The sequence below is a fragment of the Pseudomonas sp. genome, from assembly GCF_049590575.1.
GTDB lineage: Bacteria > Pseudomonadota > Gammaproteobacteria > Pseudomonadales > Pseudomonadaceae > Aquipseudomonas.
Window position 1 is genome coordinate 1 of the sequence record NZ_JBAWDE010000424.1, and the last position, 6,040, is coordinate 6,040.

The window sequence follows — 6,040 nt, forward strand, 5'->3', positions numbered from 1 at the left end:
CATCGGCACGCTGCTGTCGCCGGAGCGCGGCATGCTGGCAGCGCGCAAGCAGTGGCTGGCCGGTCATCTGCAAACCCGCGGCACCCTGGTGCTGGACGACGGCGCCGTCTCGGCTTTGTCCCAAGGCAACAAGAGCCTGCTGCCGGTGGGCGTCAAGCGGGTGCAGGGCAGCTTCCGCCGAGGCGAGATGGTGGTGTGCGTGGCGCCGGATGGCCGTGAGATCGCCCGTGGCCTGGCTAACTACAGCGCCCTTGAAGCGCAGAAAATCATTGGACAATCGTCCGACGCGATTGTCGGACTATTGGGTTACATGGCGGAACCGGAACTGGTGCACCGCGATAACCTCATCCTGGTCTAAGCAAAGGAATACACGATGCGCGTAATGAAGGGATTGCTCGGCCTGCTGCTGGTCATGCCGCTGTGGGCTTCGGCCGAAGAGATCGGCCAGGTGTCGACAGTGTTCAAGTTCGTCGGCCCAAACGACCGGATCGTGGTCGAAGCGTTTGATGACCCCAAGGTCGACGGCGTGACCTGTTACCTGTCGCGCGCCAAGACCGGCGGCGTGAAAGGCGGCCTCGGCCTGGCCGAAGACCGCGCCGAAGCCTCGATCGCCTGCCGTCAGGTCGGGCCGATCCGCTTCAAGGGCGACCTCAAGGATGGCGACGAAGTGTTCAAGGAACGTACCTCGCTGGTGTTCAAAACCATGCAGGTGGTGCGCTTCCTCGACAAGAAGCGCAATACCCTGGTGTATCTGGTCTACAGCGACCGCTTGATCGAAGGCAGCCCGCAGAACGCGGTGACGGCGATTCCGATTCTGCCGTGGCCGACCGCTCAGTAATCGGCAGGCGAGTTTTGTAATCGGCGTCTATGATTGCAGGCTTGCGGGTTGTAATCTCGACGTGTCGCAACGTAAAGAACATAGGATATCTGGAGTTCGTCATGAGTGCTTTCCACGACCTGAAACTCAAAGCTCTGGACGGACAAGAGCTGCCGCTGGCGCCTTTTAAAGGGCAAGTTGTGCTGGTGGTCAATGTGGCCTCCAAATGTGGCTTGACCCCGCAATACGCGGCATTGGAAAACCTCTACCAGCAGTACAAGGACCAGGGTTTTACCGTGCTTGGCTTGCCTTGCAACCAGTTTGCAGGCCAGGAACCGGGCACCGAGGAGCAAATCCGTGAGTTCTGCAGCCTGAACTACGGCGTGACGTTTCCGCTGGGCAGCAAGCTCGATGTGAACGGCCCTGACCGTCACCAGCTGTACCGGTTGCTGGCGGGGGAGGGCGCCGAGTTTCCTGGGGATATCACCTGGAATTTCGAGAAGTTCCTGCTGGGCAAGGACGGTCGGGTCCTTGCGCGCTTCTCGCCGCGCACCCCGCCGGAAGACCCTTCGATCGTCCAGGCGATCGAAAAAGCCTTGAGCTGAATATCGGATAGAGGGGCTCTGCGTGGCCATCGATCCCCTCGCTTTTACCCCTTAATCACCCACATCAATAGTGCTATGCAGCGCTGCGAGCGGTCCATATTATCCACATCATAAATTCGTCTTTTCGTGGAGTGCTCCCATGCCTGTCCAAGCCTTGTTCAAACCGTTTCAGCTCGGTGCACTGCAATTGTCGACCCGCGTAGTGATGGCGCCAATGACCCGTTCGTTCTCGCCGGGCGGCGTACCCAACGCCAAGGTCATCGAATACTATCGCCGCCGTGCTGCGGCGGGCGTGGGCCTGATCATCACCGAGGGCACCGTGGTGGGTCACCAGGCTTCCAACGGCTATCCGAACGTTCCGCATTTCTACGGTGAAGCCGCGTTGGCCGGCTGGAAGAAAGTAGTCGACGCCGTGCACGCCGAAGGCGGCAAGATCGTGCCGCAGCTGTGGCACGTGGGCAGCGTGCGCCGCATCGGCACTGAGCCTGATGCCAGCGTGCCGGCCTATGGCCCGATGGAAAAACTCAAGGACGGCAACGTGGTTGTCCACGGCATGACCGCCCAGGACATCAAGGATGTGATCGCAGCCTTTGCCCAGGCCGCCAAGGACGCCCAGAGCATCGGCATGGACGGCGTGGAAATCCACGGCGCCCACGGTTATCTGGTGGACCAGTTCTTCTGGGAAGGCAGCAACCAGCGCACCGACGAATATGGGGGCAGCCTGGCTAATCGTTCGCGCTTCGCCATCGAGCTGATCCAGGCCACTCGCGCCGCCGTGGCCCCGGACTTCCCGATCATCCTGCGTTTCTCCCAGTGGAAGCAGCAGGACTACACCGCACGCCTGGTGCAAACCCCTGAGGCACTGGGTGAATTTCTGAAGCCGTTGTCCGACGCCGGTGTGGATATTTTCCACTGCTCCACGCGCCGTTTCTGGGAGCCGGAGTTCGAAGGTTCCGAGCTCAACCTGGCCGGGTGGACGCGCCAGCTCACCGGCAAGCCGACCATCACCGTCGGCAGCGTCGGCCTGGATGGCGAGTTCCTGCAGTTCATGGTCAACACCGACAAGGTTGCGCAGCCGGCAAGCCTGGAAAAACTGCTGGAGCGCCTGAACAACGACGAGTTCGACCTGGTCGCCGTGGGCCGCGCGTTGCTGGTCGACCCGGATTGGGCGCTGAAGGTGCGCGAAGGGCGTGAAGGCGACATCCTGCCGTTCAGTCGTGAGGCGTTGACGACCCTGGTGTAAGCGGCGACAGGGCGGGCACTGGTTGCCCGTCCTCGCACACCCCGCGCAACTGGCGTTCGAACTGCTCGATAATTGCCGGCCAGCCCTGGCGACTGGCATGCTGCCGCGCATTCAGCCGGGCTCTGCGCAAGGTCTCGCGCTCCTCCAGCAGCCAGATGGCCGCATCGCAAAACGCCTCCTGATCCCCCGGCATGGCCAACACGCCGTTGTAGCCATGGCGAATGTGCTGGGTGGCTGCCGCCTGGTCGTAAGCCACCACGCCGAGCCCGGACGCCATGGCTTCAAGCACCACATTGCCAAAGGTCTCGGTCAGGCTGGGGAACAGGAACAGATCCCCGGAAGCGTAGTGCCTTGCCAGTTCCTCGCCACGCTGGATGCCGCAGAACACCGCTTCGGGCAGTTCTCGCTCCAGCACCGCGCGTTGCGGGCCATCACCGACGATGATCAGCTTCATCCGGCGCTGTGGATAAGTCGCCTGCAGTGCATCAAAGCAGCGCTTGAGCAGGCCGAGGTTTTTCTCCTGGGCCAGGCGCCCCACATGCAGGATCGCAATGTCGTCGTTTTCCAGGCCCCAGCGTTCGCGCAATGCGCTGTCGCGCCGGGCCGGGTGGAACAACTGGCTGTCGACCCCGCGCGACAGCATCCCGAGGCGCTCGAAATGCCGGCGCTCCAGCTCCAGACGCTGGCTGGCGCTGGGCACCAGGGTCAGGCTCGAACGGTTATGAAACCAGCGCAGGTAATGCGTGACCAAGCGGCTCAGCAGGCTCAGGCCGTATTGGTTCGAATACTGCTGGAAGTTGGTATGAAAGCCGCTGACCACGCTGATTCCCAAGCGTCGCGCCGCCCGCAGGGCCGACAGCCCCAGCGGGCCTTCGGTGGCGATGTACAGCACGTCGGGGCGCTGGCGTGTCCAGCGGCGCAGCAATTTGTGCATCGACGACTGGCCCCATTGCAGGCCCGGGTAACCCGGCAACGGCCAGCCGCGGCACAGCAGCAGGTCATTGTCGCTGGGCCGGCTCTGATCGGCGCCCTGGCGCGGGCGCACCAGTTCCACTTGATGGCCGCGCGCGCGCAAACCGTCGCACAGGCGGCCAAGGGTATTGGCCACCCCGTTGATCTCTGGCGGGAAGGTTTCGGTGATCAGGGTGATGTGAAGCGAGGCTGTCGTCATGACCCACAGTGTCGCCGTGGGCCATGTCTTCATTGTGTCATTGGCATGATGGATTTATGACTGGGTGACCTTTGGCGCCGCCATTGCTTCAGCACCTTGCTCGCGCACCCAGAACAACGTGGCGCCCGCCACCGCCGCCGGCATCATCAACAGGTTGAGCACCGGCACCAGCAGCACCAGGTAGACGATCCCGCCAAAGCTCATGCTCTGCCAGCGCTTCTTGCGCAGCCAGGCGAGCATTTCGTTCCAGCCCAACTTGTGGTTGTCGGCCGGGTAGTCGATGTACTGGATCGCCATCATCCACACGCCGAACAGCAGCCACAGTGGCGCAGCGATCAAGTTGACCACCGGAATGAACGACAGGATGAACAGGCCGATGGCGCGCGGCAGGAAGTAGCCCAGTTTGCGCATTTCCCGCGCGAGCGTGCGCGGCACCATCGCCACCAGTTCGCCCCAACTGAACGCCGGGAAATCATCGGTGCCGCGCACCACCACCTCGACCTTCTCCGCCAGAAACCCGTTAAAAGGCGCCGCAATGATATTGGCCAGCATGGTGAAGGTGAAAAACACCATCAGCACCACCAGCACCACGAACAAAGGCCACAGCAGGTAATTCAGAAAGCTCAGCCAGTCGGGCAGCGTCGGCATCAAGTGGTCGACCCACAGGCTGAACTGATGGCCGGCGAAGTAAATCAAGCCGACGAACAGCACCAGGTTGATGGCCAGCGGCAGCAGCACAAACAGGCGCAGGCCTGGGCTCAACACCAGTTTGAGACCTTCGCGCAGGTATTGCGGGCCGGAAAGAACAGGGGCGGGCATGGTGAACTCCGAGCAGGATGACGAACGCGCCGACCTTACCGGCTTTGCATCAGCGGTGAAAGCGGCGACCTCTGCAGTACATGTAAGGTAACAAAGCCGTCGATTAATAGTGTGGACTGCATAGAGACCACCTATGAGCTGGATTGTTATTGCGTATTTCCTTAATCTTGCCCCCCTCGATACCCTGCACCCATTATTTTCAGGGCCTGCGAGTTCAAGCCTTCCCCAAGTGCTTCGTGGTCCCTTTTTTATTCCAGCCGTCTTGTAGTCCGGGCGGTCGATAGGAGTGAGTCATGTCTGATACCCGTCATTCGCGAGTGATTATTCTCGGTTCCGGCCCTGCCGGTTACAGCGCTGCCGTCTACGCTGCCCGGGCCAACCTCAAGCCGTTGCTGATCACCGGCATGCAGGCGGGCGGTCAGTTGACCACCACCACTGAAGTCGACAACTGGCCGGGCGACGTCCACGGCCTGACCGGCCCGGTGCTGATGGAGCGGATGAAAGAACACGCCGAGCGCTTTGAGACCGAGATCGTCTTTGACCACATCAACAAAGTCGACTTCTCGAAAAAACCTTACAGCCTGACCGGCGACAGCGGCGTGTACACCTGTGACGCGCTGATCATCGCCACCGGCGCCAGCGCTCGTTACCTGGGCCTGCCGTCGGAAGAGGCGTTCATGGGCAAAGGCGTTTCGGCCTGTGCGACCTGCGACGGTTTCTTCTACCGCAACAAGCCGGTCGCCGTGGTCGGTGGTGGCAACACTGCCGTGGAAGAAGCGCTGTACCTGGCCAACATCGCCAGCACCGTGACCCTGGTTCACCGCCGCGAGACCTTCCGCGCCGAGAAGATCCTGATCGACAAGCTGCACGCCCGTGTCGCTGAAGGCAAGATCATCCTCAAGCTCAATGCCACCTTGGACGAAGTCCTGGGCGACAACATGGGCGTGACCGGTGCCCGCCTGAAGAACAACGACGGCAGCTTCGACGAGTTGAAAGTCGACGGCGTGTTCATCGCCATTGGCCACACCCCGAACACCTCGCTGTTCGAAGGTGTGCTGGAAGCCAAAGACGGTTACCTGGTGGTGCAGGGCGGCCGTGAAGGTAACGCGACTGCCACCAACATCGACGGCATCTTCGCTGCCGGCGACGTGGCCGACCACGTTTACCGCCAGGCCATCACCTCGGCCGGCGCCGGTTGCATGGCAGCCCTGGACGCCGAGCGTTACCTCGACGGTTTGAAGGACGCTGCGTTCTAAACCGCAGAAACAAAAAAACCGGCTGCGAGGCCGGTTTTTTTATGCACGGGATTTGATGATCACCGCAGTCCAAATGTGGGAGCGGGCTTGCTCGCGAAAGCGGTGTGTCAGTCACCCGATGTATTGACT

Annotated in this window: 7 protein-coding genes; 5 read left to right on the plus strand and 2 right to left on the minus strand. The window is 61.5% G+C overall.

Translation table 11 applies throughout. From position 1 onward, the window contains the following. The 4 genes from WBR57_RS29420 to WBR57_RS29435 form a co-directional block, all read left to right on the plus strand. On the plus strand, positions 1 to 358 hold a 358-nt coding region (locus tag WBR57_RS29420; protein WP_424088976.1), incomplete at its 5' end, for a PUA domain-containing protein. Between the two features lie 15 nt (positions 359 to 373). Continuing rightward, positions 374 to 838 (plus strand): CreA family protein, encoded by a 465-nt coding sequence (locus tag WBR57_RS29425; RefSeq protein ID WP_424088978.1) that lies wholly within the window; start codon positions 374 to 376, stop codon positions 836 to 838. 101 nt (positions 839 to 939) lie between these two features. Next, positions 940 to 1,422 carry a glutathione peroxidase gene (locus WBR57_RS29430; protein WP_424088980.1) on the plus strand — a complete coding sequence of 161 codons (483 nt, stop codon included), beginning with the start codon at positions 940 to 942 and terminating at the stop codon, positions 1,420 to 1,422. A 139-nt stretch (positions 1,423 to 1,561) separates the two neighbouring features. Then, positions 1,562 to 2,665: an NADH:flavin oxidoreductase gene (locus WBR57_RS29435; protein WP_424088982.1), complete on the plus strand. Its 1,104-nt coding sequence runs from the start codon at positions 1,562 to 1,564 to the stop codon at positions 2,663 to 2,665. Here the strand turns inward: WBR57_RS29435 and WBR57_RS29440 are convergent. Both WBR57_RS29440 and cysZ read right to left on the minus strand, forming a co-directional pair. Continuing rightward, entirely contained in the window at positions 2,634 to 3,836 is a 1,203-nt protein-coding gene (locus tag WBR57_RS29440) for a glycosyltransferase family 4 protein (protein ID WP_424088984.1), read from the minus strand. The genes WBR57_RS29435 and WBR57_RS29440 overlap by 32 nt on opposite strands. Before the next feature lie 54 nt (positions 3,837 to 3,890). Beyond that, entirely contained in the window at positions 3,891 to 4,655 is a 765-nt protein-coding gene (cysZ, locus tag WBR57_RS29445) for a sulfate transporter CysZ (RefSeq protein WP_424088986.1), read from the minus strand. A gap of 293 nt (positions 4,656 to 4,948) precedes the next feature. Between cysZ and trxB the strand changes: the two genes are divergently transcribed. Beyond that, entirely contained in the window at positions 4,949 to 5,911 is a 963-nt protein-coding gene (trxB, locus tag WBR57_RS29450; protein ID WP_424088988.1) for a thioredoxin-disulfide reductase, read from the plus strand. Positions 5,912 to 6,040: the final 129 nt, after the last annotated feature.